Source organism: Mycobacterium farcinogenes (genome assembly GCF_019739075.1).
Classification (GTDB): domain Bacteria; phylum Actinomycetota; class Actinomycetes; order Mycobacteriales; family Mycobacteriaceae; genus Mycobacterium; species Mycobacterium senegalense.
In genome coordinates, this window is the sequence record NZ_CP081673.1 from 1,261,769 (window position 1) to 1,287,989 (window position 26,221).

At 64.2% G+C, this 26,221-nt stretch carries 24 protein-coding genes; 14 read left to right on the forward strand and 10 right to left on the reverse strand.

Annotated elements, in window-relative coordinates:
* The first annotated feature begins 382 nt into the window (after window positions 1-382).
* The 6 genes from K6L26_RS05725 (at window position 383) to K6L26_RS05750 (ending at window position 9,999) form a co-directional block, all read left to right on the forward strand.
* Entirely contained in the window at window positions 383-2,137 is a 1,755-nt protein-coding gene (locus K6L26_RS05725) for an AMP-binding protein (RefSeq protein ID WP_043369576.1), read from the forward strand.
* Between the two features lie 21 nt (window positions 2,138-2,158).
* Complete coding sequence (locus tag K6L26_RS05730) at window positions 2,159-2,950, forward strand: alpha/beta fold hydrolase (protein ID WP_019346793.1); 792 nt, start codon at window positions 2,159-2,161, stop codon at window positions 2,948-2,950.
* Between the two features lie 310 nt (window positions 2,951-3,260).
* The gene (locus K6L26_RS05735) at window positions 3,261-3,728 is read left to right on the forward strand and encodes an MmpS family transport accessory protein (protein WP_019346792.1); all 468 of its coding nucleotides are present in this window, start codon (window positions 3,261-3,263) and stop codon (window positions 3,726-3,728) included.
* A complete protein-coding gene (locus K6L26_RS05740) occupies window positions 3,725-6,613 on the forward strand; it encodes an MMPL/RND family transporter (RefSeq protein ID WP_064894020.1) in 2,889 nt (962 codons plus the stop codon). The genes K6L26_RS05735 and K6L26_RS05740 overlap by 4 nt, the downstream gene beginning before the upstream one ends.
* Before the next feature lie 28 nt (window positions 6,614-6,641).
* Complete coding sequence (locus K6L26_RS05745) at window positions 6,642-9,527, forward strand: MMPL/RND family transporter (RefSeq protein ID WP_047036179.1); 2,886 nt, start codon at window positions 6,642-6,644, stop codon at window positions 9,525-9,527.
* 148 nt (window positions 9,528-9,675) lie between these two features.
* The gene (locus K6L26_RS05750) at window positions 9,676-9,999 is read left to right on the forward strand and encodes a hemophore-related protein (protein WP_064894021.1); all 324 of its coding nucleotides are present in this window, start codon (window positions 9,676-9,678) and stop codon (window positions 9,997-9,999) included.
* A gap of 11 nt (window positions 10,000-10,010) precedes the next feature.
* Here K6L26_RS05750 and K6L26_RS05755 read toward each other — a convergent pair whose 3' ends face one another.
* Complete coding sequence (locus tag K6L26_RS05755; protein WP_043370697.1) at window positions 10,011-10,916, reverse strand: IclR family transcriptional regulator; 906 nt, start codon at window positions 10,914-10,916, stop codon at window positions 10,011-10,013.
* 104 nt (window positions 10,917-11,020) lie between these two features.
* Between K6L26_RS05755 and K6L26_RS05760 the strand changes: the two genes are divergently transcribed.
* The 3 genes from K6L26_RS05760 to K6L26_RS05770 all read left to right on the forward strand — a co-directional run bounded on the left by K6L26_RS05760 (window position 11,021) and on the right by K6L26_RS05770 (window position 14,149).
* Window positions 11,021-12,148: a hypothetical protein gene (locus K6L26_RS05760; RefSeq protein ID WP_064894022.1), complete on the forward strand. Its 1,128-nt coding sequence runs from the start codon at window positions 11,021-11,023 to the stop codon at window positions 12,146-12,148.
* A 2-nt stretch (window positions 12,149-12,150) separates the two neighbouring features.
* A complete protein-coding gene (locus tag K6L26_RS05765; RefSeq protein ID WP_019348446.1) occupies window positions 12,151-12,933 on the forward strand; it encodes an SDR family oxidoreductase in 783 nt (260 codons plus the stop codon).
* Window positions 12,934-13,003: 70 nt separating this feature from the next.
* The gene (locus tag K6L26_RS05770) at window positions 13,004-14,149 is read left to right on the forward strand and encodes a sulfotransferase family protein (protein WP_085143234.1); all 1,146 of its coding nucleotides are present in this window, start codon (window positions 13,004-13,006) and stop codon (window positions 14,147-14,149) included.
* 72 nt (window positions 14,150-14,221) lie between these two features.
* Here the strand turns inward: K6L26_RS05770 and K6L26_RS05775 are convergent, their stop codons facing one another.
* The 3 genes from K6L26_RS05775 to K6L26_RS05785 all read right to left on the reverse strand — a co-directional run bounded on the left by K6L26_RS05775 (window position 14,222) and on the right by K6L26_RS05785 (window position 16,592).
* Window positions 14,222-14,698 (reverse strand): hypothetical protein, encoded by a 477-nt coding sequence (locus K6L26_RS05775; protein ID WP_064894024.1) that lies wholly within the window; start codon window positions 14,696-14,698, stop codon window positions 14,222-14,224.
* On the reverse strand, window positions 14,698-15,849 hold the full coding sequence (locus tag K6L26_RS05780; protein WP_036391722.1) for a 3-ketosteroid-9-alpha-monooxygenase, oxygenase component: 1,152 nt from the start codon (window positions 15,847-15,849) through the stop codon (window positions 14,698-14,700). Before K6L26_RS05780 ends, K6L26_RS05775 begins: the two co-directional genes overlap by 1 nt.
* 107 nt (window positions 15,850-15,956) lie before the next feature.
* Window positions 15,957-16,592 carry a hypothetical protein gene (locus K6L26_RS05785; protein ID WP_064894025.1) on the reverse strand — a complete coding sequence of 212 codons (636 nt, stop codon included), beginning with the start codon at window positions 16,590-16,592 and terminating at the stop codon, window positions 15,957-15,959.
* A gap of 61 nt (window positions 16,593-16,653) precedes the next feature.
* Here K6L26_RS05785 and K6L26_RS05790 point away from each other — a divergent pair, with 61 nt between their 5' ends.
* Window positions 16,654-17,178, forward strand: coding sequence for a gamma carbonic anhydrase family protein (locus tag K6L26_RS05790; protein WP_036392875.1), 525 nt, complete (start codon window positions 16,654-16,656; stop codon window positions 17,176-17,178).
* Here K6L26_RS05790 and K6L26_RS05795 read toward each other — a convergent pair.
* From K6L26_RS05795 to K6L26_RS05815, 5 genes are read right to left on the reverse strand one after another with little or no spacing between them, the layout of a single operon-like run.
* Entirely contained in the window at window positions 17,175-17,594 is a 420-nt protein-coding gene (locus tag K6L26_RS05795; RefSeq protein WP_043370616.1) for a nuclear transport factor 2 family protein, read from the reverse strand. The two genes, K6L26_RS05790 and K6L26_RS05795, sit on opposite strands and share 4 nt — an antisense overlap.
* A 1-nt stretch (window position 17,595) precedes the next feature.
* Window positions 17,596-18,474 carry a TIGR03619 family F420-dependent LLM class oxidoreductase gene (locus tag K6L26_RS05800; RefSeq protein ID WP_064894026.1) on the reverse strand — a complete coding sequence of 293 codons (879 nt, stop codon included), beginning with the start codon at window positions 18,472-18,474 and terminating at the stop codon, window positions 17,596-17,598.
* A gap of 37 nt (window positions 18,475-18,511) precedes the next feature.
* Window positions 18,512-19,687 carry a thiolase family protein gene (locus K6L26_RS05805; RefSeq protein WP_019348372.1) on the reverse strand — a complete coding sequence of 392 codons (1,176 nt, stop codon included), beginning with the start codon at window positions 19,685-19,687 and terminating at the stop codon, window positions 18,512-18,514.
* The gene (locus tag K6L26_RS05810) at window positions 19,687-20,751 is read right to left on the reverse strand and encodes a thiolase family protein (protein WP_064894027.1); all 1,065 of its coding nucleotides are present in this window, start codon (window positions 20,749-20,751) and stop codon (window positions 19,687-19,689) included. The genes K6L26_RS05805 and K6L26_RS05810 overlap by 1 nt, the downstream gene beginning before the upstream one ends.
* Before the next feature lie 9 nt (window positions 20,752-20,760).
* Complete coding sequence (locus K6L26_RS05815; RefSeq protein WP_036391738.1) at window positions 20,761-21,753, reverse strand: Zn-ribbon domain-containing OB-fold protein; 993 nt, start codon at window positions 21,751-21,753, stop codon at window positions 20,761-20,763.
* Window positions 21,754-21,811: 58 nt separating this feature from the next.
* On the opposite strand from K6L26_RS05815, the gene K6L26_RS05820 reads away from it, so the two are divergent.
* From K6L26_RS05820 to K6L26_RS05835, 4 genes are all read left to right on the forward strand, one after another.
* Window positions 21,812-22,852: an LLM class F420-dependent oxidoreductase gene (locus K6L26_RS05820; RefSeq protein WP_019345714.1), complete on the forward strand. Its 1,041-nt coding sequence runs from the start codon at window positions 21,812-21,814 to the stop codon at window positions 22,850-22,852.
* 116 nt (window positions 22,853-22,968) lie between these two features.
* Complete coding sequence (locus K6L26_RS05825) at window positions 22,969-23,649, forward strand: acetoacetate decarboxylase family protein (protein ID WP_051752798.1); 681 nt, start codon at window positions 22,969-22,971, stop codon at window positions 23,647-23,649.
* Window positions 23,646-24,851, forward strand: coding sequence for a cytochrome P450 (locus K6L26_RS05830; RefSeq protein WP_064894028.1), 1,206 nt, complete (start codon window positions 23,646-23,648; stop codon window positions 24,849-24,851). Before K6L26_RS05825 ends, K6L26_RS05830 begins: the two co-directional genes overlap by 4 nt.
* A 144-nt stretch (window positions 24,852-24,995) precedes the next feature.
* Window positions 24,996-25,322 carry a hypothetical protein gene (locus K6L26_RS05835; protein ID WP_131722078.1) on the forward strand — a complete coding sequence of 109 codons (327 nt, stop codon included), beginning with the start codon at window positions 24,996-24,998 and terminating at the stop codon, window positions 25,320-25,322.
* A gap of 67 nt (window positions 25,323-25,389) precedes the next feature.
* On the opposite strand, the gene K6L26_RS05840 is transcribed toward K6L26_RS05835, so the two are convergent.
* Window positions 25,390-26,190, reverse strand: coding sequence for a crotonase/enoyl-CoA hydratase family protein (locus K6L26_RS05840; RefSeq protein ID WP_019345119.1), 801 nt, complete (start codon window positions 26,188-26,190; stop codon window positions 25,390-25,392).
* Between the last annotated feature and the right edge of the window lie 31 nt (window positions 26,191-26,221).

Consider the following 26,221-nt stretch of genomic DNA (forward strand, 5'->3'; position numbering starts at 1 on the left):
TTCCGCGGTCGACCGCTGTCAGGCTCGATGCCCTGAATTTGCGCGCTGAGCGGCGCAAAATCGCCGCTGTGTGGTCACACGGCTTTGGTGCCCAGCGCCCGAATCGGGCGGTCACAACCAATAACGGTAAGTTCGCTGTAGTGCCTTGTCTCAGATTCCGGGCAATCCACAGCGAAGATATCTCCGGTTTCAAATACTTCGGGCATCGACGCTCGTTACTTCCGCTACATACAAGATCAGATACGGTGCCGCCGCTGCGTCAACCGTGGGGGCGAAGCGGAGATTGCTCGAATGAATGACCCGATTGTTATCTCGGATTCGGGTAGGCAAGGTTTGCTGATATTTGGATATATGAATGCAGTGATGGCGTTACTCTGTGGCCGTGGGTGAGACGTCCATTTTGACGTTGCTGTCCGAACGTGCCGCGCTCCAAGGCGACGACACGGCAGTGACGTTTGTTGATTATGAAACGAACTGGGATGGAGTCCCCGAGAGTTTGACCTATTCGCAGCTGCACCGGCGGACGGGAATTCTCGCGCGCGAACTCCGAGGCGTCGGTTCGCTGGGGGATCGTGCGCTGGTGCTGGCTCCACAAGGGCTCGACTACATCGTCGCGTTCTTCGGTGCGATGCAGGCCGGACGGATCGCTGTCCCATTGGCTGTCCCGCTCGGCGGCGTCAGCGATGAACGCGTCAGTTCGGTGTTGCAGGACGCGTCGCCGACGGTCGTTTTAACCACATCGGCGGTCGCCGGCGCCGTGGCCGGCTACGTCGATGCGCACTACGCCAACATTCAGCCCGGCCAGGCGCCGCCGTCGATCGTCGAGGTCGACAACTTGAGCCTCGATGCCCCGGGCCGAACGCACGCTCAGCCCGAAAGCCTAACGGAAACAGCATATTTGCAGTACACCTCGGGTTCGACTCGTCAGCCTGCCGGCGTGATGATGTCGCACCGGAACCTGTTGGCAAACTTCGAACAGTTGATGTCCGGCTATTTCGCGGATTTTGGGAACGTCGTCCCAGAAGGCTCCACGATCGTGTCCTGGCTGCCGTTCTACCACGACATGGGGTTGTATCTGGGCGTCTGCGCCCCGGTGCTGGCCGGGGTCCCCGCCGTGGTGATGAGCCCGGTCGCCTTCCTCCAACGGCCGGCCCGCTGGATCCAGCAGTTGGCGACCAACGGCCGAACCTACACGGCAGCACCGAATTTCGCGTTCGAGCTGGCGGTCCGCAAGACCTCTGACGGCGATATGGCCGGCCTGGACCTCTCCGATGTTCTTGTCATCATCACGGGAAGCGAGCGGGTCCATCCGGCCACTCTCGAGCGGTTCACCCGGCACTTCGGCAGGTTCGACCTGGGGCCGACGGTGATCCGCCCGTCCTACGGGCTGGCGGAGGCCACGGTCTATGTGGCCACGCGCGAATCCGGTGAACCGCCGGCGATAGTGCGATTCGAGTCCGATGCGTTGTCCGCCGGCACGGCGCAGCGCTGCGCTGACGGAGCCGGCACGCCCCTGGTCAGTTACGGCGTCCCGGTGGCACCGGCGATCCGGATTGTGGATACGGAGACGCGAACCGAGTGCCCGGCCGGGACTGTGGGCGAGATCTGGGTGCATGGTGACAATGTCTCGGCCGGATACTGGCAGCGTCCGAACGAGACCGAGGTGACCTTCGGTGCATGGTTGGAAGCGCCGTCGGTCGGCACCCCCGGCGGCCCCTGGTTGCGCACCGGTGACTCGGGGTTCATCTTCGAGGGTGAGTTGTACGTCATCGGCCGTATCAAGGATCTGCTGATCGTATACGGGCGCAACCACTCTCCCGATGACATCGAGGCGACGATTCAGGAGATCAGCCGAAGCCGGTGTGCGGCGATCGCAGTGCCCGACGGCCATACCGAGAAACTCGTCGTTATCATCGAGGTGCGGAAGCGGGCAGATCCTTCCGATGGCATCGGAGAACAGCTTTCGGCTGTCAAACGCGAAGTTACCTCTGCGATCTTCAATACCCACAGCCTTGGCGTCGCGGATCTGGTTCTAGTCTCCCCCGGGTCGATTCCGATAACAACGAGCGGAAAGGTCCGCCGTGCCGAGTGCGTTGCGCAATACCGACAGGGCGAGTTCGCCCGTCTGGACGCGTAGGCGTCGGCGGGCGGCAGGCGCGTGAACCTTGCGTATGAGGACCGGGGAGACGGTGAACCCGTTCTGTTGATAGCGGGACAGGGCGGGCTGGGACGCACCTGGGACCTCTATCAGGTTCCAGCATTTCGCTCAGCCGGATATCGCGTCATCACCTTCGACAACCGCGGTGTCGGCGCGACGTCGGAAGCTCACGGCTTCACCGCGGCCACGATGGTGGCGGATACCGCGGCGTTGATCGAGCAACTCGAACTGGCGCCGGTACGGTTGGTAGCCGTCTCCATGGGTTCGTATATCGCACAGGAACTCATGCTGTGTCGCCCTGAACTGGTGAGCCAGGCAGTGCTGATGGCTACCCGGGGCCGCCACGATAGGACACGGGATTTCTTCCGGATCGCCGAACGAGACCTCGCTGATTCCGGTGTGCAGCTTCCTCCCACTTACGAAGCGAAACTCCGTCTGATCGAGAGCTTTTCACCCAAGACGCTCAACGACGAGAACGCGGTGCGGGACTGGATCGACATGTTCACCAGGTGGCCGGCCAAGGTGACTCCGGGTATCCGTGCTCAGTATGGGGTCGCCCCACAGCTAGATCGACGCCCCGCGTACCGGAGGATCACCGCTGAGGTGCTGGTGATTGGTTTCGCTGACGATTTGGTGATGCCGCCGTACCTCGGCGCCGAAGTCGCCGACTCTTTGCCAAAAGGGCGATACCTGGAGATATCCGACGCCGGCCATCTCGGGTTTCTAGAACGGCCTGATGCAGTGAACGCAGCCATCATCGACTTCTTCGAAAAGGCCTGCGACCGTGCTTGAGGTTGGGATTGTCTACGCATTCGGCAGCCACCATGCAGCCGTTATCTCGTGTCGAAGGGCCTTTAGCAACGGTAAATTCCGTTCCGCGTCATGGCTCTGCCCAATGCATTACGATCCCGTATCACCTTGGGAATGGGCCGATATGGAGGTCTTTCGCATGCTGTACTCGACATGTTCGGACCATCCCGCACGAGCTGCTTTATGTTTGCTGTAGCTCCCTATGATGGCTGGCCGCGACGGCCAACCGCACTGGGGGCGTCGGCATCTGGGGCGTGGTGGGCTACGTGCATCGTCCGTTCCCGAGGCGGGGATGGTCCGGACGGCGCCACGGATTCAGGGGGTTCGTGAATTGCGGGTTCTGAAGCGGCTGTGGATTCCGCTGGTCATATTGGTGGTCCTCATCGCGGGAGGGTTCACCGTGATGCGGCTGCATGGAGTTTTCGGATCCCAAACTCGCCCCGCATATGCCGACACCGAGCTCGAAGAGCGCAAGCCTTACGACCCCAAACAGCTGGTCTACGAGGTTTTCGGCCCGCCCGGCACAGTGGCGAACATCAGCTACTTCGACGTCGACGCCGAGCCGCAGTTTGTTGAAAACGCAAGCTTGCCTTGGTCATTGAAGTTCCCGATGACCGAGGCGACGGCGATGGTCAACGTCATCGCGCAGGGCGATACCGACCGCATCGGATGCCGCATCACCGTGGACAACAAAGTCAAGGCCGAGCGCGTCGGCGAGGGCGAGAAGGCGTTCACCTACTGTCTTCTGAAGGCCGCATGACGAGCCGGCCGCTCTCGACCCGGCCACCGCGGGTGGCGCGGGTGATCCGTTCGCTGGCAGTGCCGATCATCCTGCTGTGGCTGGTGATCGCCTACGTCCTCGGCGCGTTCGTTCCGCCCCTCGAACAGGTCGAGAAGGAGCACTCCGTCTCCTTCATCCCCACCGACGCGCCGTCGTTCGAGGCGGTACGACGTATGGGCAACAGTTTCGGCGAGTCGAAGTCGAACAGTGTGGCGATGATCGTGATCGAAGGTCAGCAGCCCCTCGGCGATGAGACTCACCGGTACTACAACGAGCTGATTCGCCAACTCAAGGCGGACACCGCCCATGTCCAGCATGTCCAGGATTTCTGGGGCGACCCGCTCACTGCCGGGGCCGCGCAGAGTGCCGACAACAAAGCGGTATACGTCCAGATGAGCCTGTCGGGCGACCTTGGCCAGCCGCTGTCCGACGAGTCGCTGCAAGCGGTCCGGGACATCGTGAATCGCACTCCGGCCCCGCCGGGAGTCCAAGCCTATGTGACCGGACCCGCGGCGATCGTGGCGGACCTGAGCGAGAGTGGAAACCGGACAGTGCTGTTGGTCACCGGGCTGAGTCTCAGCGTGATCCTGGCCATGCTGCTGTTCTTCTTCCGGTCGATTTTCACCGCTGTGATCCTATTGCTGCTGGTCGGGATGCAATTGCAGGTCGCCCGAGGGGTGATCGCGCTACTCGGCGATCACGGGCTCCTAGGATTGTCCACCTATGCCGTCAATCTTCTTGTGACCCTTGGGATTGCGGCCGGAACCGACTACGGCATCTTTTATGTCGGCCGTTACCAGGAAGCGCGACAGGCCGGCGAGGATCGGGAGACGGCCTTCTACACGACCTACCGCAGCGTCGCCAAGGTCGTGCTGGCCTCAGGACTGACCATCGCCGGTGCGGTGTTCTGTCTGAGCTTCACCCGGCTACCCTACTTCCGAACCCTCGGTATTCCCTGTGCTCTCGGTATGATCGTCGCGGTTTGCGTTGCGCTGACGCTGATTCCGGCCGTACTCGCCGTAGGCAGCAGAATTGGGCTGTTCGAACCGAGGCGCAATATCATTGCCCGGCGGTGGCGTCGATTGGGCACGGCGATCGTGCGATGGCCTGCACCCATTCTCGTTGCCACTTGCGCGGTTTCACTCATCGGATTGCTGGCGCTCCCGGCGTATCAACCTGGCTACAACGATCAGAAGTACCTACCCAAAGACATTCCGGCCAATGCCGGGTATGAGGCTGCGGCAAGGCATTTCCCGCAGTCGCTGATGATGGCGCCCGACATCCTGTTGGTCGAAGCCGACCACGACCTCCGCAATCCCGCGGACTTCTTGATTCTGAACAAATTGGTCAAAGGGGTTCTGGCCGTTCCCGGCGTATCCCGAGTCCAGGCGGTCACCCGTCCGGAAGGTATTCCTCTCAAACACACCACGATCCCGTTTCTCATCAGCTCCTCCAACGCCGGTCAGCTTCAGCTCCTGCCGTTCCAGAAGGCTCGGATGAATGACCTGGTCACCCAGGCCGACGAGATCACGAAGACGGTTGGCGTGATGCAGCGCATGTACGGCCTCATGCAACAGCTCGCGGCGACCACCAACAGCTTGGTCGGCAAGACCCATGAGTTGGAAGCCACCACGAACGAGCTCCGAGATCACATGGCGGACTTCGATGACTTCTGGCGGCCGGTCCGCAACTATCTGTACTGGGAACCGCATTGCTACAACATTCCGATCTGCTGGTCCATCAAGTCTCTGTTCGAAGCGTTGGACGGGGTGGACAAGGTCACCGTGACGATGCACCAGCTGCTCGGAAACCTCGATCAGCTGAACTTGTTGATGCCCCAGATGATGGCCCAGTTCCCGGCGATGATTGCGACGATGCAGAGCACTCGCAGCGTGTTGTTGGGGATGCACACCACCATGTCGGGGATCTTCTCCCAGATGGAGGAGATGAGCGACAACGCCACGGCCATGGGCCGGGCGTTTGACGCCGCACAGAACGACGACTCCTTCTACCTGCCTCCGGAAGTCTTCAAGAACGCCGACTTCAAGCGGGTGATGAATGTCTTCCTGTCACCGGACGGAAAGTCGGTGCGCCTGTTGATTTCCCAGCGAGGTGATCCAGCCACACCTGAAGGCATCGCACGGGTCAATCCGATCAAGACCGCGGCGGAGGAGGCGCTCAAGGGAACTCCGCTGGAGAATGCCAGGATCTATCTGACGGGCACCGCGGCGATGGCAAAAGATCAAGTGGACGGCTCCACCTACGATCTGCTGATCGCCGGTATCGCCGCGTTGTGCCTGATCTTCATCATCATGCTGATCATGATCCGAAGCCTCGTGGCCTCGTTGGTCATAGTCGGGACGGTGGCACTCTCGCTGGGTGCGGCATTCGGTCTGTCGGTGCTGATCTGGCAGCACATCCTCGGAATCCAGTTGAACTGGATCGTGCTCGCCATCGCACTGATCATTCTTCTGGCGGTCGGCTCGGACTACAACCTGCTGCTGGTGTCGCGAATGAAAGAGGAAATCGCCGCCGGGATCAACACCGGGATCATCCGCGCCATGGGCGGCAGCGGAAAGGTGGTGACCGCCGCGGGTTTGGTGTTCGCCTCCACGATGTTGGCGATGCTGGCCAGCGACGTCCGGACCATCGGTCAGGTGGGATCGACCATCGGTATCGGCCTGCTTTTCGACACCTTGATCGTGCGCGCGTTCATGACCCCGTCGATCGCCGCCCTGCTGGGCCGGTGGTTCTGGTGGCCACTGCGAGTGCGCCCGCGTCCCGCCAGTGCATTGCTGCGTTCCACCGGACCGCGGCCGTTGGTGCGTTCCCTGCTGTTGAAGCCCGAAGAACGCGGATCTTGATGACGATGTCTCCCGCGCTGGAGGCCGCATGACCGACCAGCCGATGATCACCGGGCCGCCGCGATCGCGCGTCGCGCGGACGATCCATCGGTTTGCGGCGCTGATCATCGTGGCCTGGCTGCTGATCGTCGCGGTCCTGACGTTTGCCGTACCTTCGCTCGAAAGGGTCGGACGGCAGTACTCGGTGTCACTGGTCCCCAAAGACGCTCCGTCGTTCCAGGCGATGCAACGCATGGGGACGAGCTTCGGCGAATCCGATTCCGACAGTGTGGCGATGATCGTCCTCGAGGGGCAGCAGCCTCTCGACGAGCAATCACACCGCTACTACGACGAACTGATTCGGCAGCTGAAGGCTGACACCCGGCACGTGCAGCACATCCAGGATTACTGGGGTGATCCGCTGACCGCCACCGCCGTGCAAAGTGCCGACAACAGGGCGGTATACGTCCAGGTGAATCTGGCCGGCAACCAAGGCGAGTCGCTCGCGAACGAATCCGTCGCAGCGGTGCGCGACATCGTCGCGCGGACACCGCCACCGGAGGGAATCACGACCTACGTCACCGGCCCCGCTCCGTTGGTGTCGGACATGAACCACGCGGGTGACAAATCGATCATCAAGATCACGATCGTCACGCTGGTGGTGATCCTGACCATGCTGCTGCTCGTCTACCGGTCGATCGTGACGGCGGTGCTGCTGCTGGTCATGGTCGGCATACAGGTACAAGTGGCTCGCGGAGTGGTGGCACTGCTGGGCGACCACGGGGTCATCGGGCTCTCGACGTTCGCTGTCAACCTGCTGGTATCGCTGGGCATCGCGGTGGGGACGGACTACGGCATCTTCTTCCTCGGGCGCTATCAGGAGGCGCGGCAGGCCGGGCAAGACCGGGAAGCCGCCTTTTACACCACATACCGAAGCGTGGCCAAGGTGGTTCTGGGTTCCGGGATGACCATCGCTGGAGCGATTTTCTGTCTGAGTTTCGCCCGGCTGCCGTACTTCCACACCATGGGTATTCCCACCGCAGTGGCAATGGTGGTCGCGGTCGTGGTGGCGCTCACGCTGATCCCCGCGGTGCTCGCCGTGGGCGGTCGGGTCGGGTTGTTCGAACCCAAGCGCAGGATCATCGTCCGTCGCTGGCGCCGGTTGGGAACAGCGATTGTCCGCTGGCCCGCGCCCATCCTGATCACCGCCTGTGTGATCGCGCTGATCGGATTGCTGGCCCTGCCGGCGTACCGCACCAGTTACAACGACCGGTTGTACGTACCTGCGGACATTCCGGCGAATCTGGGGTATGCGGCGGCCGAACGGCACTTTTCCCAGTCCCGCATGACACCGGACCTCTTGCTGGTCGAGGCAGACCACGACATGCGTGATCCGGCCGACCTGCTGATTTTGAACAAATTGGCGAAAGCGGTCTTCGCGGTGCCCGGCATTTCGCGGGTCCAAGGCATAACGAGACCAGAGGGCAACCCGATCAACCGGACATCAATACCGTTCCTGCTCAGTCTGCAGAACGCCAACCAGAAGCAATTGTTGCCTTTCCAACGTAACCAGATGGGCGATCTGCTCAAGCAGGCGGACGATATAACGACGCTGATCAATCTGATGAATCGCATGCTGGCCGTGACGCAAAAAATGGTGACCAACACCCACGAGATGACGCAGATCATGCGTCAGCTGGAATCGGACATCAAGGAGCTGCGCGACCATATCGCGGATTTCGATGACTTTTGGCGACCGGTTCGCAATTACTTCTATTGGGAGCCGCATTGCTTCGACATACCATTCTGCTGGTCGTTCCGGTCAGTGTTCGATGCGCTCGACTCGGTGGATGCGGTCGTCGACCAGGTCCACGACATGGTGGACGAAACCGGCCGGCTTGATGCTCTGATGCCCCAGCTGATCAGGCAGTTCCCACCGATGATCGCGTCCATGCGGTCGATGCGCGCGATGACGCTGACGATGCACAGCACCATGATGGGCACTTTCGACCTCATGGAGGAGATGAGCGCGAACGCCACCGCGATGGGCCAAGCCTTCGACGCCGCCCGAAATGATGACACTTTCTATCTGCCGCCCGAAGTTTTGCAGAACGAAGACTTCAGACGTGCCATGGATCTGTTCTTCTCGCCAGACGGAAAATCGGTTCGGTTCATCATTTCCCACCGTGGGGATCCCGCGACGCCGGAAGGCATCGCTCGGGCCGACGCCATAGTCCGAGCCGCTGAAGAGGCGCTGAAGGTCACTCCACTGGAAAGCGCCAAGATCTACCTGGCCGGGACCGCGGCAACATTCAAGGACATGCGCGATGGCTCCGCCTACGATCTGCTCATCGCGGGCGTGGCGGCACTGTGCTTGATTTTCATCATCATGCTGCTGATGACCCGAAGCTTGATTGCGGCGTTGGTCATCGTGGGAACGGTGGCGCTGTCACTCGGTGCGGCCTTCGGGCTCTCCGTGCTCATCTGGCAGCACATCCTCGGCATACATCTGCACTGGCTGGTGCTCGCGATGTCGGTGATCATCCTGTTGGCAGTGGGATCCGACTACAACCTGCTGCTGGTGTCCCGGATGAAGGAGGAGATCGGCGCCGGGATCAACACGGGCATCATCCGGGCCATGGGTGGGAGCGGGAAAGTGGTGACGGCCGCGGGTCTGGTGTTCGCGTTCACGATGATGTCCATGGTCGCGAGTGACCTGCGGATCATCGGGCAGGTGGGCTCCACCATCGGCATCGGCCTATTGCTGGACACCCTGGTGGTGCGCGCGTTGATGACACCGTCGATCGCGGCGCTGCTGGGCCGCTGGTTCTGGTGGCCGCAGAAGGTGCGGCAGCGGCCGGCGAGTTCGTTGCTGCGGGAGACAGCCCCCCGCTCGGTGGTGCGATCGCTGTTCCTCAAGCCCGAGAGTGACTGATCGCTGCCCTTCAGGTCTCCGTCGGCAAACTATTTCGTTAGTCAAATACAAGCGGAAGTGTGCTGTCAGCAAATTATGAAAACCGCAGCGGCCGAAGCGAGGACGAGTAGAGTCCGGACATCGGGGGAGGGGAGGAGGAAACCACACGATGAGGTCATTACCGGTCAAACTTGTCGTCGCCGCCAGCGGGATCGGGTTCGCGCTGAGTGTCGGCGCCGGCGTCGCATCGGCTGATCCCAACCTGGACTCGGCGGTGAACACCACCTGTAGTTATCCGCAGGTGATGGCCGCTCTCACCGCGCAGGATGCCAGGGCGAGTGACTCGCCGATGGCGCAATCAGCGTTGCGTCAATTCCTGGCGGCGCCGACTGCACAACGCCAGCGCATGGCGGAGGCGATCGTGAGCTATCCGGCCAATCAGCAGTATCTCGGGCTGCTGCAAACGGCTTTCGACACCTGCAACAACTTCTGAGTCAACGGGCCTCAGTGCGCCGGCTTGACCCCGCCCAGTTGCGCGGTCAACGCGTCGGCCGTCGCCACCAGCGCCCGGGCCCGGTCGGTGATCTCCTTGTCCGTCAAGGCGGTTCCGATGTGCAGTGAGGCCGCCATCACCTGACGTCGGTAATGGTCGAACACCGGTGCCGAGATGACGCTGATGTCATGTCGGGTACGTCCGCCGGGACCCTCGTCACGCAGATATACCCGCTCGCCGATGTCGGAGACCAGCTCGCTGAGGAGTGCGCGCAGTTCGTCGGGAAGGTTGGTCGACATTCCGGCCATCAACGCGTAGAGCCTGCGGCCACCGGGGGTTAGCCGTTCCACGAGATACCCGTCTGCGCGACAGTTTTCGATCACGCGCTGCAGCCGGGCGGATTCGGTGCGCAGCGGGATGGTCGGTGCCTTGGCCAGCCAGGCCCGCAGCGCGTCGTCGTCCCACAGCACGAACATCAGCCCGACGGGCGGAGCGAACGGATAGCTCTGGCCCACCCGCACGCCGGGATCGCGGCCCTGCGGACCGACTACCTCGAGCACGGTGATCCGGTCGTCGACCACCGCGGTCAGGCCCGCGGACGTGTCGAAAGTCGCTGACAGTGCGTGTAACTCGGCGCGGGCCGCCGGGTTGACGCGCATCGATTCCTGGGCTGCGTGCCCAAGTGTGATCAAGCTCGGCCCAAGGCGGTATGTCTTGTCGCCGCTGTCGCGGATCAGGTACCCGGCGTCGACCAGTGTGCTCAGGATGCCCAGACAGGTCGGCTTGCTCAGCCCGACCCGGCGGGTGAGCTCGGACAGCCCGAACCTCTGCTGCGGATGGCGGGACAGGAACTCCAGGATGGCCACCACTCGGGCGGTGGGCGGTGAGGCGCGGCCCGCTGGTTCGGGGTCAGGCATCGGTCCCTCCCAGGGGCGTTGACTCGAATTGGAACGCGTTCTAGTGTCGGGTAGGAAACTCTACCACTGCGGTCCAATATTGGACCGAGAGAGCAGATGCTGAGATGTACTCACAACCACTGGCCGACGCCATCGCCGAGGCTGAACACCTGGTGACCACCGCGCCCTTCATCTCCTCGGAGGCCGATCTCCTCGAAGGCCTGCAATACCTGGCCGGCTGCATCGCGGCGTGCACGCACGTGGGGTTCGACTACGACCGCGACCATCCGTTCCTGCACAGCGGAACGGGACCGTTCACCAAGATGGCCCTCGACAACCCCGACACCCTGTACTTCGGTACCCGCGTGCAGCCCGGGCACGAGTTCGTCGTCACCGGCAAGCGCGGTACCACCACCGATCTGAGCTTCCAGATCCTCGGTGGTGAGTACACCGACGAGAACGTGCCGGCCAGCCAGGCCGCCTTCGACGACCGCGAACTCGACATCGCGGCCGACGGCACCTTCGAATACCGCTTCACCCCGTCCTCACCGTCGCAGCTGTTGATCCGCGAGGTCTACAACGACTGGTCGGCCGAACGCGGCTACATCAGCGTCTCGCGCACCGACACGGCAGGAACGGCGCCGGCGCCCCTGACCAAGGAGCTGATCGAGAAGCGCTACGCGGTGGCGGGCAAGCAACTCGTGCAGCGGGTGAAGACCTGGCTGCAGTTCCCGCAGTGGTTCTACAACAACCTGCCGGTCAACACGATGGTGGCGCCGCGGCTGACGCCCGGCGGGCTCGCCACCCAGTACTCGTCGGTCGGGCACTACGACATGACGCCGGACCAGGCCATGATCCTCACGCTGCCGGTGCCGGATGCCCCCTATCTGGGCTTCCAGCTCGGTAGCCTCTGGTACATCTCGCTGGACTACATCAACCACCAGACCTCGCTCAACGGCACTCAGGCGCAAGCCGATCCGGACGGCAAGATCCGCATCGTGGTCTCGGATGCCAATCCCGGCGTGACCAACTGGTGCGAGACGCTGGGCCATGGCAAGGGCTACCTGCAGTTCCGGTGGCAGCGCCTCTCGCGTGAGCTCACCGAGGCGGACGGCCCGACGGTCGAGCTCGTCGATCTGGACGCGGTGGCCTCGAAACTTCCGTACTACGAGCAAAACAAGATCTCAGAGCAGGACTGGCGAGCCCGAATTGCGCTGCGTCAGAATCAGATCGCCAACCGGATGCTGGGGTAGACATGTCAGGTCTTCTGGAGAACAAAGTCGTCGTCATCAGCGGCGTCGGGCCCGGGCTCGGGACGACGCTGGCGCGCCGATGTGCGGAAAACGGTGCGGACGTCGTGTTGGCCGCCCGAACGGTGGAGCGGCTGCAGGACGTGGCCAAAGAGGTGACGGCCCTGGGTCGTCGCGCGCTCGCGGTGGGCACCGACATCACCGACGAGGAGCAGGTAGCCAACGTGGTGGCCCGCACGATGGAGGAGTACGGCAAGGCCGACGTGTTGATCAACAACGCGTTCCGGGTGCCGTCGATGAAGCCGTTCGCGAACACCACCTTCGAGCACATGCGGGATGCCATCGAGCTGACCGTGTTCGGTGCCCTGCGCATGACCCAGGGTTTCACTCCGGCGCTGGAGGCTGCCAAAGGCTCTGTGGTCAACGTGAACTCGATGGTCGTGCGGCACTCGCAGGCCAAGTACGGCGCCTACAAGATGGCCAAGTCCGCCCTGCTGTCCATGTCGCAGACCCTGGCCACCGAGCTGGGGGAGAAGGGGATCCGGGTCAACTCCGTGCTGCCCGGCTACATCTGGGGTGAGACCCTGGAGGGATACTTCAACCATCAGGCCCAGAAGTACGGCACCACCGTCGAACAGATCTACAACGCCTCGGCGGCCGGGTCGGACCTCAAGCGGCTGCCGACCGAGGACGAGGTGGCCTCGGCCATCCTGTTCATGGCCAGCGACCTGTCCAGTGGCATCACCGGCCAGGCCCTCGACGTCAACTGCGGGGAGTACAAGGCATGACGCGAAGGCGACGACGAGTGAGGATCGCAGCGAGGTACGAGCGAGGACCGGAGCGAGAAGGGGTCGAGCCATGACCCCGCGCACCAATGTGGGCACCGTCGAGGACTTGCACGCCTCGGCGGTGAAGGCCTGTGGTCTGGACGATTTCGGCACCGACGACGACAACTACATCGAAGCGCTCGGCGTGCTGTTGGAGTCCTACCAGCGCGACGCCGATCTGACCGAGCTCGGCAGCAAGATGCAGCGCTTCTTCACCCGGAATGCGCTGGTGGCCCGTCTCGTGTCGGAAGCCGCGTTCAAGCAGCATCCGCAGCACGTCGACGTGCCGATCGAGCGCCCGATCTTCGTCACGGGCCTGCCACGTACCGGGACCACGGTGATCCACCGGCTGCTGGCCGCGGATCCGAGGCATCAGGGTTTGGAGATGTGGCTGGCGGAGTTCCCGCAGCCTCGGCCGCCGCGTGAAACCTGGCCGGACAACCCGGTTTTCAGTTCACTTGACGCCCGGTTCAAGCAGGCGCACGAGGAGAACCCGGATTACACCGGCCTGCACTACATGACCGCGGATGAGGTCGAGGAATGCTGGCAGCTGCTGCGGCAGTCGCTGCACTCGGTGTCCTACGAGACCCTGGCGCATGTGCCGACCTACTCGCAGTGGCTGGCCCGTCAGGACTGGACCAAGCCCTACCAGCGGCACCGGAAGAACCTACAGCTGATCGGTCTCAACGAGCCCGAAAAGCGTTGGGTGCTCAAGAACCCCAGCCATCTGTTCGCCCTCGATGCGTTGTTCGCGACGTATCCGGACGCACTGGTGGTCCAGTGTCACCGGCCGGCGGAGACCATCATGGCCTCGATGTGCTCACTGTCCCAGCACACGACCGCCGGCTGGTCGAACACCTTCACCGGCAACGTGATCGGCGAAGACGCCATGGAGACCTGGTCTCGCGGATTGGAGTTGTTCAATGCCGAACGGGCCAAGCATGATCCGGCCCAGTTCTGCGACGTCGACTATTTCGAGTTCATCAAGGACCCGATCGGTGCGGTCGAAGGCATCTATCGCCGGTTCGGCCTGGAGGTCACCGAAGCCGCCCGGCAGGCGATGATCGACAGTCACAACGCCAGCAAGCAGGGCCCTCGAGCGCCCAAGCACACGTACTCACTGGCCGATTACGGCTTGACCGACGAGGCGGTCAAGGAGCGTTTCAAGGGCCTCTAGCCCGGTTATGTGATTTGTGCACGATTTTCCGCGGCAGCCGCGGAAAATCGTGCACAAATCGCGCGAGAGAAATCAGCCGTCGCCGGGGGAGGGGGCCGAGGAAACCTCTTCCAGGCACCCCTCGGCGACGGCGTGTTTGATGCTGTCGCTCAACCGCGGGCATGACCGGGCCCGGGCCGGATCCCCACCGAGTGATCGGATTTCTTCGAAAGTGGCGCAGCGCTGCACCGCTTCGGTGGACCACTGCACCGAAGTATGTTCTGCGCTGAGCTTTTTCACCTGCACGGACACATGGCAGAACCGGCAATCGACCGATACCAGGCCCGAGGTCAGATAACGCTCGCGGTCGCGTGCACTCGATTCGCGTACCGCCGCGGCGCGTTCCGGGTCGGACGCGAAAGTCGGTGCCTTGGCCCATGATCCACCGGACGGGCCCGCGCCCCCGCCGCCGTGATGATCGTCGTCATCGTGGCCGCCGTGCAACAGCAGCATCGAGCGGGCCAGGTCCTCGACGTCGGGGGCCTGGCTCCGCTCGTTGCGTTTGGTCATCAGCTCGACTGCGCGGCTTCTTTTTGCGCCGCCTGATTCTTGAGATTCTCCTCGACTTCCACATGCCACTTCTCGTTGGCCGCGGTGGTGTCGATCTCCATCTCGAAACGGTCGGTCATATCGGGGGTGATGTCGGCGACGTCGACGTAGAACTGCTGGTACCAGCGACGCATCTGGTAGACCGCGCCGTCCTCCTCGACCAGCAGCGGGTTGTCGATGCGGGTCTTGTGCTTCCAGATCTCCACGTCCTGCAGGAAGCCCTGGCTGACACCGTCGGTCATCGCGTTGGCCAGCTTCTGGGTGGTCTTGTCGTCCATGCCCTTCGGCTTCTCGACGATGACACCCCACTGCAACATGAACGAGTCCTGGGTCACCGGGTAATGGCAGTTGATCAGGATCGACTCGGCCTTGTAGCCGCTGTAGTTGTTGTGTAGCCAGTTGATCATGAACGACGGCCCGAAGTACGAGGCCTCGGAGTCCAGGTGGGACTCGCCGTACTGGGTGCCCATGCCGCCGATGTCCTGACGCCCCACGTTGTGCAGGTACTGCGAGGCGATGTGGCCCTCGAAGACGTTCTTGAAATACGTCGGCAGACCGAAGTGGATGTAGAAGAAGTGCGCCATGTCGGTGACGTTGTCGATGATCTCGCGGCAGTTGCTGCCCTCGATCAGCATCGAGTTCCACTGCCACTCGGTCCACTCGTCGCTGGCGGCCTCCGGGATCTCGGGGATCCGAACCTCGGGCTGCGGGTCGTTGCCCTCGTGGTCGTGCCAGACGAACAGCAGGCCGCCGCGCACATCGGTGTGCCAGGCCCGGGTGCGGGCCAGCCGCGGAGTGCGCTTGGCGTAAGGCACCAGCTTGCACTTGCCGTCGCCGCCCCAGCGCCAGTCGTGGAACGGGCAGGCCACCTCATCGCCCTTGATGGAGCCCTGCGACAGGTCACCGCCCATGTGCCGGCAGTAGCCGTCGAGAATCTTCAACTCGCCCTTGGAATCGGCGAACACGACCAGCTTGGTGCCGAAGATCTCCACGGAGTGAGGCTGACCGTCAAGGAAATTCTTGACCGGTCCCAGGCAGTGCCAACCCCGCGCATAGCGGTCTGGCAGGGCGCCGGTGTCGATCTCTCTGATGCCGGCATGTTCGGTAGTCACGGTGGGCCTCCCGTATCGGTGCTCTTAACTAGAACACGTTACAGTTTTTTGCTCCCCGATGGCAATAATTGAGGCGTGACCTGGGGCATACCCGTGGTGAACGGCTTTTACTCCCGCTCCGGAAGTCCGATTCGCAGAGCGATCTGCTGCATCCGTCCGACACTGGCCACCGTCTGCGGTGACACCGGATCATCCGGGTTGCTGTCGAACTCCAGACGCACTACGGCGCGCCCCTGGGTGTACATCAGCAGCGTCACGGCCTTGGAGCCGTCGGGCGCCATCCCCGAGATGACGGAGCCGTTCGAACCGATCGGCACCGGCTGGGGCGGGCCACCGGTCACCATGGTGCTGACGGCGGCAGAGGCCTGCTTGAGCGTCGCCGACGCGGTTTCCGCGTCCGGGTAGATCAGGATGGTGTCGGCGATCGCCCGGGTGTCGTCGGTGTTGACGAACAGCGCGCTGGCCCCGGACTGACCGTCCGGATTGACGTTGCTGGAGCGGGCGGTGAACGTGTCCGGCGGAATGCTGACGTCCTCGGCCTGCAACAGCAGGTGACTGTAGTCCGATGGCTGTGATTTCGACGACTTCGGCGGCGAAGCCGGCGACGAAGAGGTCGGCGTAGGGGCCCACGGCGTGGGCGGCGAGTCTTCGGCCGGGCTGCAGGCGGCGGCCGTCCCGATGACGGCGACGGCAATTCCGGTGGTGAACAGGGATCTGAGGCGATTGGGTGTCGTGAGCGACATAATTACTGTTCAGGGTACGCGCCGCCGCGCCAGGGCCCGTTTCCTGCGGTATATGTGGACGATGCCGCTGTATTCGTTCGAGGGCCGGGCGCCCGTGGTCGACCCAAGTGCGTTCGTGGCCCCGACGGCGACTTTGATCGGCAACGTGACGATCGAGGCGGGCGCCTCGGTGTGGTTCAACACCGTGCTGCGAGGCGACTTCGCCCCGATCGTCATTCGCGAGGGTGCCAACGTCCAAGACGGTTCGGTGCTGCATGCGCCACCGGGGATCCCGGTCGATATCGGTCCGGGCGCGACGGTTGCCCACATGTGCGTCGTTCACGGTGCGCATGTGGGCGAGGACGCCCTGATCGCCAACCATTGCACCGTGCTCGACGGGGCGGTGATCGGCCGGCGCAGCCTGATCGCCGCGCATTCCCTGGTGGTCGGGGGCACCAAGATTCCCGACGAGGTGCTGGTCACCGGTGCACCCGCGAAGATCCGCGGACCTATCGCGGGCACCGGCGCCCAGGTGTGGGTGCAGACCAACCCGGCGGCGTACCGGGAGCTGGCCCAGCGCTACCTCACGGGGCTCGCCGAGCTTTAGCCCTCGACCTTCTCGGCGCTCGCGCGGTCCACTTCCCAGTACGCCCGCAAGGCCACCAGCTGTCCCGCCTCGTTCGCCCGATAGGTGAACACACCCGGAGTGGTGATGCGGTGTCCGCCCATCGTGGTGACGATGCTGCCGATGTTGGCTTCCTCGTTGCCGCACTGGAACGTGTCGACGAAGTTGAACTCGAGGTTGTCGGTCGGGGCGATGGCCTTGTCCCAGAACGCCGCGATGGCTTCTCTGCCCTGGTGACCCTTGCCCTCCGGATCGAAGAACGAGGGTCCGATCGGGTCCTGGACGATCGCGTCGTCGGCGAAATTGTCCAGCCAGGCCTGCTTGTCCCGGGCCGCAACCGCGTCTCGGGATCGCTTGCCCGCCAAGTGGGCTGGGTGCGCAGGATCGGTGATGGTCATGTCAGTCCTGCCAGCCCGAGTGGATGTAGGTATCGGCGAATCGCTTGAGCGAATCCTGTTTCTTCTCCAGCGGAGCGTCGAAACCCAGGCCCTCGAGCATCCACGGGATGACGATGTTGTCGGTGATGCCGGCCGCGGCCAGTTCACGATGCCCGTCCAGATCGAACTTGTCGATGCACACCGCCTGGAACTCGAACGGCTCGTCAGCCCGGCCGTATTCGGCCCGCAGCTTGTTGATCGCCGTCACGGTCTCGGCCAGTTGCGCGCACGTCATCATCGCGCTGGTCCAGCCGTCGCCGACCCGGGCCGCCCGCTTGAGGGCGACCGGGGTGTGCCCGCCGACGTAGAACGGGACGGGCTTGGACGGGGCCGGACTCATCTGCAAGCGCTCGAAATCGTAGAACTGGCCGTGGAACTCGACCATGCCGCCGCCGAGCACGAGCTTGAGCACCTCGATCATCTCGTCGACCCGGGCGCCGCGCTTGGCGAACGGCACCCCGCACCATTCGAATTCCTCTGGTGCCCAGCCGATCCCGACGCCGAACCCGAACCGGTTGTTGGTCAGGTTGGCCACCGAGCCGACCTGCCGGGCCAGCAGCAGCGGGTTACGCGACCCGAGCTTCATCACGTTGGTGTAGAACCGCAGCGTCGAGGTGACCGCACCCATCGAGGCGGCCGCGATCAGCGGATCGACCCACGGCGTTTCGGCGTTCCACATCCGCGAGCCATCCGGGGTGTACGGATAGTCCGCGGCCTGCTTCTCCATGTAGAACAGCGAGTCGGGCAGCGCGATCGAATCGAACCCGACTTCCTCGGCAGTGCTGGCCAATCCGGTCAGGTGCTCCAGCGGGCCCATGGCCACGCTGAGCGTGTACTTCATCATCGATGGCTCCTCGCGCGAGCGCTCGTCGGCCGCGTCATTTGTCTGCCGGCTTGTCCGATGACACGACCCACATGGAGTAGTACTGCGCGCCACCGCCGTAGGCATGACCGAGCGCCTTGCGGGCGCCCTCGACCTGGTGGTCGCCGGCCTTGCCCATCACCTGGATGGCCGATTCGGCGAACCGGATCATGCCGGACGCACCGATCGGGTTACTCGAGAGCACACCGCCGGAGGCATTGAACGGGATCTTCCCGCCGATGGCCGTCTCGCCGGCCTCGGTGAGCTTCCAGCCCTCGCCCTCGGCGGCAAAACCCAGGTTCTCCAACCACATCGGCTCGAACCACGAGAACGGCACGTACACCTCGGCCACGTCGATCTCGTCGATCGGGCTGGTGATTCCGGCATCGCGCCACAGTGCGGCCGCGGCGTCGCGACCGGCCTGCGGGTTGACCTGGTCCCGACCGGAATAGGCCAGCGGTTCGGTACGCAGCGCAGTGGCGTGGATCCAGGCCACCGGCTGCCCCTCGGCGACCCGAGCATCCGCTGCTTGCTCATCGCCGATGACCATGGCGGCCGCACCGTCCGAGGACGGGCAGGTCTCGTCGAACCGGATCGGATCCCACAGCATCTGCGAGGCCATCACCTTCTCCAGCGTGATGTCGGGCTGATGCAGGTGAGCCAGCGGGTTGCGGGCGCCGTTGAGCCGGTCCTTGACCGCCACCATGGCACCGATGTGGTCCGGTGCGCCCGAACGCCGGATGTAGGCGCGCACGTGGGGTGCGAAGTAGCCACCCGCGCCGGCACCGACCGGCTTGGTGAACGGCACCGGAATGCTCAACGCCCACATGGCGTTCGATTCCGACTGCTTCTCCCAGGCCATGGTCAGCACCCGGCGGTACTTGCCGGACTTGACCAGACTGGCCGCGACGATCGCGGTCGAGCCGCCCACCGAACCCGCGGTGTGAACGCGGATCAGCGGCTTGTTGGTGGCGCCGGTGGCGTCTGCCATGAACAACTCGGGCATCATGACGCCCTCGAAGAAGTCGGGCGCCTTGCCGACCACCACGGCGTCGATATCGGCCATGGTGGAACCGGAATCGGCGAGCGCCTTGTCGATGGCCTCGCGTACCAGCCCGTTCATCGACACGTCATGCCGCTTGGCGACGTACTTGGTCTGGCCCGTTCCGAGGACCGCTGCTTTGTTAGCCATTAGTTCTTGCCCTCCAGGACCGCGACCAGATTCTGTTGCAGCGCAGCGCCGCTGGTGGCGTGCGCGAGCACGCGTCCGGCGGAACCGTCGAAGATGTGCTGTGCGGCGAAACCGATGCGCTCCAGACCGGCCGAGAACATCGGGTTGGCGGCCAACGCGCCGCCGGAGGGATTGATCTTGGTGTTCTCGCCCAGCCCGATCGCCTCGGTGAGGATCAGCTGCTGGTGGGTGAACGGGGCGTAGATCTCGGCCACCTCGATCGAGCTCACGTCACCGCCGGTGGCGGCCTGAGCCGACGCGGCGGTCGAGGTCGAGACGGTCAGATCGCGCGCACCGAGCACCGGGGTCTCGATGCGGTGCTCGAAACCGGTGATCCAGGCCGGGTTTTCGCGCAGTTCGCGCGCCCGGTCGCCGGCGGCCAGCACGATCGCCGACGCGCCGTCGGTGATCGGAGCGATGTCGTGGCGGCGCAGCGGATCGGCGAAGTACGGCCGGTCCAGCAGTTCGCTGATGCTGCCGGTGACCTGCTCACGGTCGGTGCGGCCGCCCGCGGCATACGAATCCAGCGCGACCTGGGCCATCTGCTCGGCGGTCCATTTGCCGGCATCCAGGCCGAAGCGGGCCTGAAGTCCGGCCAGCGACACCGCATCCGGCCACAGCGGCGCGACGGTATACGGGTCGGTCTGCAGGGCCAGCACCCGGCGCAGCACACCTGCCGAGGACTTGCCGAAGCCGTAGACCAGCGCGGTGTCCACCTCGCCGGTCAGGATCTTGATATAGGCCTCGTACAACGCCCAGGCCGCGTCCATCTCGACGTGCGATTCGTTGATCGGCGGAACCGCGCCGATCGAGTCGATCGCCGAGATGAACGAGAAGGCCCGGCCCGCAAGGTAATCGGAGGAACCCGAGCACCAGAAGCCGATGTCGGTCTGCTGCAGACCGAGCTCTTCGTAGAGGCTGGCGAAACACGGCATCAGCATTTCGACGCCGTTGGTGGTGCCATCAGTACGGCGCACATGCGGCGCATGCGCGAAACCGACGACGGCTACTTCACGAGAAGACATGTGATCCCTTTACAGGTGGTGCTTGTAGCTGTCGTAGTCGGCGTCGGGCTCACCCGTCGGCCGGAAATGCGAGATGTTGTCGATGCCGAGACCCCATTCCTCCTGGGGCTTCCACACCGCTTCGACCCGCATGCCCATCCGCACCTCGGACGCGTCGATGTCGGTGACCAGATGCAGGAACGGGATGTCGGCGCCGTCGAGCAGCACGTAGGCCGCGACGTATGGCGGCTTGATGCGCTGGCCGGCGAACGGGATGTTGATGATCGCGAACGTGGTGACCGTGCCCTTGTCGACCAGCTCGACGAACTGGTCGAGCTCCTGGCCGGTAGCCGGATCGGCTTCCTTGGGCGGGAAGTACACCTTGCCGTCGTCGCCGGTGCGCGCACCGAGCAGCTTGCCGTCGCGCAGACCCCGCAGATAGGTGCTCTCGGGGCGGGAAGCCGTGTGCTGGATCTCGATGGCCGAGGGGACCACCAGCATGGTCACGGGGTCACGGTCATCGGTCGCCACCGCGGGGACGTCCTCGGCGATCTCGCCGGGGACGAAGTACGCGATGTCGGTGATCGCACCCACCGGCTCGTCGACCCAGTGCACGTGCACGCGGGCACCGGTGCTGAGCTCACCTTCGGCGACGTCCACGGCGTGCAGCAGTGGCGTGTCGGCGCCGTCGAGCTTGATCAGCGCCCAGGCGAACGGCCGGTCGAGCGGCTGGCCTTGCAGCGGCTCGGGCTGCCAGGTCCAGGACAACACCGTCCCGACGCTGGCGACCGGTACGACCTCGGTCAACGCCTCATAGGTGACCGGGTCATACTCAGCGGGTGGCACGTGCACACGTCCGTCCGACCCGCGCACGCCGACGATCCGGCGCTCACGCAGGGCGGTGAAGAACTGACTGAGCAGAGGGCCCACTGAACGGGTGTAGTCAAAAGACAGTTTCAGTGGCGCGGAAAGAGGCGGCTCGCGGTGATCTGTCGAGGCCGGGCTGCTTTGGCTGGCTGTCACACATCGAGTAGAACAGGTTCTAACAATCGTGGCAAGGACACGTGGGAAGGCAATCTAAATGAAGTTGGGTCTGCAGCTCGGATACTGGGGCGCACAGCCGCCCACCAACCACGCCGAACTCGTCGCGGCCGCCGAGGCGGAGGGCTTCGACACCGTGTTCACCGCGGAAGCCTGGGGTTCGGACGCGTACACCCCGCTGGCCTGGTGGGGCCGCGAGACGACTCGCATGCGGCTGGGGACCTCGGTCATCCAGATGTCGGCGCGGACCCCGACGGCGTGCGCGATGGCCGCACTGACGCTGGATCATCTCTCCGGCGGCCGCCACATCCTCGGCCTCGGTGTGTCCGGGCCGCAGGTGGTCGAGGGCTGGTATGGCGCGAAGTTCGGCAAGCCGCTGGCCCGCACCCGTGAGTACATCGACATCCTGCGTCAGGTCTGGGCGCGGGAGGCTCCGGTCCACAGCGACGGCCCGCACTACCCGCTGCCGCTGACTGGTGAGGGCACCACCGGGCTGGGCAAGAACCTCAAGCCGATCACCCATCCGCTGCGCGCCGACATCCCGGTCATGCTGGGTGCCGAAGGGCCCAAGAACGTCGCGCTGGCCGCCGAGATCGCCGACGGTTGGCTGCCGATCTTCTACTCGCCGCGCATCGCCGGCATGTACAACGAGTGGCTGGACGAGGGCTTCGCCCGCCCCGGGGCGCGCCGTACCCGGGAGACCTTCGAGATCTGCGCCACCGCACAGGTAGTGGTGACCGACGATCGGCCGGCGATCATGGAGCTCATGAAGCCGCACCTGGCGCTGTACATGGGCGGCATGGGGTCTGAGGACACCAACTTCCACGCCGAGGTCTACCGCCGCATGGGTTACGCGGAGGTCGTCGACGACGTCACCAAGCTGTTCCGCAGTGACCGCAAAGACGAAGCCGCCAAGGTCATTCCCGATGAGTTGGTCGACGATTCGGCGATCGTCGGCAACCTCGACTACGTCAAGGAGCAGATCAAGGCCTGGGAGGCGTCGGGCGTGACCATGATGGTCGTCGGCGCCCGCTCCGTCGAGCAGATCCGTGACCTTGCGGCTCTCGCGGCGGATCACTGACCCGAGTAGACACTTTCTTGCAACCTGTCTACTCGAGGTTCTAGATTTATGGCGTGAGTCACAGCGCTCCCGCCTCCGGGCCCTCGCAACACACCGTGCTCGGCACCGTCCTGACGATGCCGGTGCAGATCCGGACCGCCGAACAGCACATGGCGATGTTCTCGGTGGACGCCGATGCCGCGCAGCGCATGATCGATTACAGCGGCCTGCGCGTGTACCGGCATCGGCCCCACCGGGCCATCGTGGTGCTGATGCTGATGCGCTACATCGACGGCGATCTGGGCCCGTACCTGGAGTACGGCACCAACGTCATGGTGAACCGGCCGGGGTCGGACTCCTCAGGCCTGCGCGGGCTGGGTTCGGCGGGCGCCTTGGTGCACCACCTCCCGGTCGACGGCGAGTTCACGCTGCAGGCCGGTCGCCAGATCTGGGGCTACCCGAAAGTCTTGGCGGACTTTACCGTTCACGAGGGTGAGCCGTTCGGATTCGAGGTCAGCGTCGACGGTCAGATGGCGGTCGGGATGGATTTCAAGCCCGGCCTGCCGGTGCCCTCGGCGTTCACCGCCAAACCTCAGGTGCAGTCCACCTTTTCCTACCTCGACGGCGTCCTGCGCGAAACCGAAGGCCAGATGCGGCTTTCCGGTGTGCGCTACCGGCCGGGCGGGGTCCGAATCCGGCTCGGCGATCACCCGTACGCGGCAGAACTCGCGGCGCTGGGCCTGCCCAAGCGGGCGCTGTTGTCCAGTTCGGTTCGCAATGTGCAAATGACGTTCGCTGACGCCAAGGAGATTTCGTGACCCAGGTACTGCCCAAGCCCGATGTTGACTTCACCAACGGCAACTTCTACGCCGACGGCGGTGCTCGGGAGGCCTACCGATGGATGCGGGCCAACGAGCCGGTGTTCCGCGACCGCAACGGACTCGCGGCGGCCACCACCTATCAGGCCGTCCTCGACGCCGAACGCAACCCCGAGCTGTTCTCCAGTTCCGGCGGTATCCGTCCCGACCAGCCCGGCATGCCCTACATGATCGACATGGACGACCCGGCGCACGTGCTGCGCCGCAAGCTGGTCAACTCCGGTTTCACCCGTAAGCGGGTGATGGACAAGGTGCCGTCGATCGTGAGCCTGTGCGACACCCTGATCGACGCCGTCTGCGAACGCGGGGAATGCGATTTCGTCCGCGACATCGCCGCACCGCTGCCGATGGCGGTGATCGGCGACATGCTCGGGGTCCTGCCCACCGAGCGCGAGATGCTGCTGAAGTGGTCGGACGACCTGGTCTGTGGGTTGAGTTCGCATCTCGACGAGACCGCCATCAACATGCTGATGGAGACGTTCGCCGCCTATACCGCGTTCACCATGGAGGTGATCGCCAAGCGGCGCGCCGAGCCGACCGACGACCTGTTCTCGATCCTGGTGAACGCCGAAGTCGAGGGACAGCGGATGAGCGATGACGAGATCGTCATGGAGACCCTGCTGATCCTGATCGGCGGCGACGAGACCACGCGGCACACGCTCTCGGGCGGGACCGATCAGCTGCTGCGTCATCGCGATCAGTGGGACACGCTCGTCACGAACCGGGAAGCCCTGCCCGGTGCCATCGAGGAGACGCTGCGCTGGACCTCGCCGGTGAAGAACATGTGCCGCACCCTGACCGCGGACACGACGTTCCACGGCACCGACCTCAAGGCCGGCGAGAAGATCATGCTGATGTTCGAGTCGGCGAACTTCGACGAGGCCGTATTCGAGAACCCCGACGAGTTCCGCATCGACCGGAACCCCAACAGTCACTTGGCTTTCGGCTTCGGGACGCACTTCTGCCTCGGCAATCAGCTGGCTCGCCTGGAACTGCGGCTGATGCTCGACCGGCTGCTCACCCGGTTGCCCGACTTGCGGTTGGCCGACGACAAGGCACTGCCGTTGCGTCCGGCCAACTTCGTCAGCGGGCCTGAGGCCATGCCGGTCGTCTTCACCCCCACGGCACCGCTGGGAGCCTGACCCGGCGGCCGTGTGGGCTGTGTATTCCTATGTCCCAGTTAAGTGTTCGCTGTGCAAGACATCCACGGGTTTCGCATAGTGAATCTAATTAGATAGTCTCGCAATATCGGGGGATGTGACGCGACGATTAGAGGAGTGCACGAGATGGCACGACATTTGACTGGGCGAAGCGTGTTGAGCGGAGTGATGCTGGGTGGGGCGCTGCTGGCCGGGGCCATCGGGATAGCCGGCCAGGCCAATGCGGCACCGGCGTCGGCTCCCGCTCCGGCGAGCGTGATGTCGGCGGTCCCCGCGCCGCTGTTCCCGCCGCCACCACCGCCACCGCTGCCTCCGCCGCCGCCGTTCTGGGGGCCGCCGCCTCCGCCCCCGCCGCCGTTCTGGGGCCCGCCGCCGCCACCCCCGCGGTTCTGGGGCCCGCCGCCCCCGCCGCCGGGGCATTGGGGACCGCCGCCGCCCGGACACTGGCGCTGAACACACAAAACTGAGGCCCTGCTCGAAATATCGAGCAGGGCCTCAGTTTTGGCTATCTGGGTATGAACTACTTCATCTGGAACTTGGGCGCGCGCTTCTCCTTGAAGGCCAGCGGGCCCTCCTTGGCGTCCTGGGACAGGAACACCGGGATGCCGTTGGCGGTGTCGGGCTTGAACGCCTCGTTTTCGTGCATGCCTTCGGTCTCGCGGATGGTCTTGAGGATGGCCTGCACGGCCAGCGGGCCGTTGTTGTTGATCACCTCGGCGATCTCGAGGGCCTTCTCCAGCGCGGTGCCGTCCGGAACGACATGACCGATCAGGCCGTACTCGAGCGCCTGGGCGGCGGTGATGTGCCGTCCGGTCAGCAGCATGTCGCAGGCGATGGTGTAGGGAATCTGGCGCACCAGGCGTACCGCCGACCCGCCCATCGGGTACAGGCTCCACTTGGCTTCGGAGATACCGAACTTGGCGCTCTCACCGGCGACGCGGATGTCGGTGCCCTGCAGGATCTCGGTGCCGCCGGCGATGGCCGGGCCCTCGACCGCGGCGATCAGCGGCTTGGTCAGCCGGCGGCCCTTGAGCAGGCCGTCTATGCGCGACGGGTCATAGCTGCCGTCCTTGAAGGAGTCGCCCGGCGGCTTCTTGGTCGCGCCCTTGAGGTCCATGCCGGCGCAGAAGTACCCGCCGGCACCGGTCAGGATGCAGGTGCGGATCTCCGGATCGTTGTCGACGCGGTCCCAGGCCTCGACCATGATCGAGAGCATCTCGGTGGAAAGCGCGTTGCGCGCCTCCGGCCGGTTCAGCGTCAGGATCAGAGTGTGTCCGCGCTGCTCAATAAGGGCGTCAGGCCCTTTTTCGGTATCGCTCACGGGTGTCGGCTCCTATGCATTCTCAACCCAG

What these genes read in the sequence shown, in the direction of transcription:
- K6L26_RS05735 (WP_019346792.1), top strand. Translation starts at nt 3,261, where the DNA reads ATGGTCCGGACGGCGCCACGGATTCAGGGGGTTCGTGAATTGCGGGTT.
- K6L26_RS05740 (WP_064894020.1), top strand. Translation starts at nt 3,725, where the DNA reads ATGACGAGCCGGCCGCTCTCGACCCGGCCACCGCGGGTGGCGCGGGTG.
- K6L26_RS05745 (WP_047036179.1), top strand. Translation starts at nt 6,642, where the DNA reads ATGACCGACCAGCCGATGATCACCGGGCCGCCGCGATCGCGCGTCGCG.
- K6L26_RS05750 (WP_064894021.1), top strand. Translation starts at nt 9,676, where the DNA reads ATGAGGTCATTACCGGTCAAACTTGTCGTCGCCGCCAGCGGGATCGGG.
- K6L26_RS05755 (WP_043370697.1), bottom strand. Translation starts at nt 10,916, where the DNA reads ATGCCTGACCCCGAACCAGCGGGCCGCGCCTCACCGCCCACCGCCCGA.
- K6L26_RS05760 (WP_064894022.1), top strand. Translation starts at nt 11,021, where the DNA reads ATGTACTCACAACCACTGGCCGACGCCATCGCCGAGGCTGAACACCTG.
- K6L26_RS05765 (WP_019348446.1), top strand. Translation starts at nt 12,151, where the DNA reads ATGTCAGGTCTTCTGGAGAACAAAGTCGTCGTCATCAGCGGCGTCGGG.
- K6L26_RS05770 (WP_085143234.1), top strand. Translation starts at nt 13,004, where the DNA reads ATGACCCCGCGCACCAATGTGGGCACCGTCGAGGACTTGCACGCCTCG.
- K6L26_RS05775 (WP_064894024.1), bottom strand. Translation starts at nt 14,698, where the DNA reads ATGACCAAACGCAACGAGCGGAGCCAGGCCCCCGACGTCGAGGACCTG.
- K6L26_RS05785 (WP_064894025.1), bottom strand. Translation starts at nt 16,592, where the DNA reads ATGTCGCTCACGACACCCAATCGCCTCAGATCCCTGTTCACCACCGGA.
- K6L26_RS05790 (WP_036392875.1), top strand. Translation starts at nt 16,654, where the DNA reads ATGCCGCTGTATTCGTTCGAGGGCCGGGCGCCCGTGGTCGACCCAAGT.
- K6L26_RS05795 (WP_043370616.1), bottom strand. Translation starts at nt 17,594, where the DNA reads ATGACCATCACCGATCCTGCGCACCCAGCCCACTTGGCGGGCAAGCGA.
- K6L26_RS05800 (WP_064894026.1), bottom strand. Translation starts at nt 18,474, where the DNA reads ATGAAGTACACGCTCAGCGTGGCCATGGGCCCGCTGGAGCACCTGACC.
- K6L26_RS05805 (WP_019348372.1), bottom strand. Translation starts at nt 19,687, where the DNA reads ATGGCTAACAAAGCAGCGGTCCTCGGAACGGGCCAGACCAAGTACGTC.
- K6L26_RS05810 (WP_064894027.1), bottom strand. Translation starts at nt 20,751, where the DNA reads ATGTCTTCTCGTGAAGTAGCCGTCGTCGGTTTCGCGCATGCGCCGCAT.
- K6L26_RS05820 (WP_019345714.1), top strand. Translation starts at nt 21,812, where the DNA reads ATGAAGTTGGGTCTGCAGCTCGGATACTGGGGCGCACAGCCGCCCACC.
- K6L26_RS05825 (WP_051752798.1), top strand. Translation starts at nt 22,969, where the DNA reads ATGCCGGTGCAGATCCGGACCGCCGAACAGCACATGGCGATGTTCTCG.
- K6L26_RS05835 (WP_131722078.1), top strand. Translation starts at nt 24,996, where the DNA reads ATGGCACGACATTTGACTGGGCGAAGCGTGTTGAGCGGAGTGATGCTG.